The organism is Bradyrhizobium sp., from assembly GCF_028868675.1.
GTDB lineage: Bacteria > Pseudomonadota > Alphaproteobacteria > Rhizobiales > Xanthobacteraceae > Bradyrhizobium.
Genome location: NZ_JAGWUA010000364.1, coordinates 1 through 1916, shown reverse-complemented (window position 1 = coordinate 1916; position 1916 = coordinate 1). Strand labels below are relative to the sequence as shown.

2 protein-coding genes are annotated in these 1916 nt (G+C 68.8%); one reads left to right on the top strand and one right to left on the bottom strand.

The window, feature by feature from the left end:
* Nucleotides 1–103 precede the first annotated feature (103 nt).
* Nucleotides 104–1276, bottom strand: coding sequence for a DUF2336 domain-containing protein (locus KGM94_RS25135; RefSeq protein ID WP_300265432.1), 1173 nt, complete (start codon nt 1274–1276; stop codon nt 104–106).
* Nucleotides 1277–1493: 217 nt separating this feature from the next.
* Between KGM94_RS25135 and KGM94_RS25130 the strand changes: the two genes are divergently transcribed.
* Entirely contained in the window at nt 1494–1853 is a 360-nt protein-coding gene (locus KGM94_RS25130; protein WP_300265429.1) for a hypothetical protein, read from the top strand.
* The last annotated feature ends 63 nt before the right edge of the window (nt 1854–1916 follow it).

Genomic DNA, 1916 nt, shown 5'->3' with positions numbered 1-1916 from the left:
GTAGAGTGGGCAAAGCGCAGCGTGCCCACCACTTCTGTCGACAATTTCCGGATGGATGGTGGGCACGGCGCTTACGCGCCTTTGCCCACCCTGCGAGCGTTCGCTACGCCGCCGCCAGATCGTAGACCGGCGCGATCGTCTCCTCCGCCGCGAGTTCGTCGCAGAACTGGCGCGCTTCCTCGCGGGCCGATTCGGTGGCGAAGCGCCGCAGCAGGATGAGGAGCGGCTCGGTCGCGCCGCGGTCGGTCTCGCAATGGGTGAGCACGCGCTCGACCATGCGCCGGCGCAGCCGCGCCGCGCCGTCGTCGCTGTCGACGAAGCCGTGCTCGTGACAGGCCTGAAGCGCGATCTGGAATGCCGCGAAGGTCGATTCCGGCAGGCCGGCACGGCGCAGGAGTGCGTGCAGGCTGGCGCCGCCGCGATCGTGCAGCAGCGCGGTGACGCGCGCCGGCGGCAGCTCGGACAATTCCACCAGCGCCGCGTCGAACAGCTCGAGATTGCCCGACAGGAGCGCGCGCAGGATCAGGCCCGCGGTGAGCTGGGACGTCGCGCGCAGGTGGCGCACCAGGCCGCGCATGTCCTCGCCGCGCGAGCGCGCCGCGATGTTGATCGCGGAACGGTCGCGCGCTTCGGCCGCGACGCGGCCGGCGCGATCGGCGCTCAGCCAGTTGCGGGCGACCACGAACTGCGCCAGCGTGTCGGAAAGTTTTGCGACCAGCGCCGCGCGCGTCGCCGCCGGCAGATCCTCGAGCACCAGCATCGCTTCCCGGATCGCGGCGAGATGGCCGTGACGCTCGACGATGCGGTCCCAGGAGAACGGCGCGAGCTCGGCGTAGGGATTTTCGATCAATTCCAGCGCGGCCGCCGCGCAGCCGACTTCGGCGATGGCGGCACAGACCGAGGCCGGCAGCGCGATGCGGCGGGCGATCGCGCATTGCACCTCGGAGCCGCCGGTCGCGACGATGTCGACGAGGTCGGCATCGATCAGGAGCGGCGAATGTTCGAGCACCGGCAGCGCGACCGAGGGCTGATCGCTCGACAGTGCCTGCACGATCGCCGCGGGCGCCTCGCTGCTGCGCGCAAAGGCTTCCGCCATCGCCCGTCGCACCAGCGGCGAGGGGTCGTCGAGCAGCATCAGAAGCGCACCTTCGGCCGCGATGCGGTCGTCTTCGGAAAGATCCGAGACCAGCCAGGCGCGGGCCAATGCCCGCGTCGCCTCCGCCCGCTCGCCCGCGGACGCGGTCCTGATCCAACTGATGAACTGCCGAACGATCATGGTGCTTCCGGCTTACGCAACCAAACGAAACGGTGGCGGCTTGCCACCTGCAAGACAAAATAAACCACGACGCTTAACAAAGCGTTCACCATAACCGTCTGGGTTTATTGACGTTTTGTTAAGGGCCGTGGCCGAGCGGCGCCGGGTGTCTGCGGCCGGCGCTCCGGATTTGAATGTTTGACGAGCGACAAGGCGGCTAGCCTCGCCCGCGGGCGACATGATCCGCTCGCAGGGCAGTGCCGGCGATCTCCTCGACCACGCGCGACGGACGCTCGAGGGTCGCGTCGACTATTACGGCAAGCTCACCTCGCGCGAGGACGTGCTGAAGGACAAGGAGCGCTACGTCGCGCGCTGGCCCACCCGCGCCTACCGGTTGCGCAGCGAGACGATCCGTACCTCGTGCGACGAGAGCCGGTCGAGCTGCCAGATCAGCGGCCTGCTGGACTACGATCTCGGCAATCCCGCGACCGGCCGGAAAACCTCCGGCGCCGCGTCATTCGAATTCGGCGTCAGGTTCGGACCCGACGGCGGCCGGATCTTCTACGAGGCGGGCAAGACCATGGCGGCGCAGAAGTAGGCTGGCCGTGCGCCGAGGAGCGTGTGTCCATGAGTTCGTCGCGTCCGCGTTGCCATGGGAAGG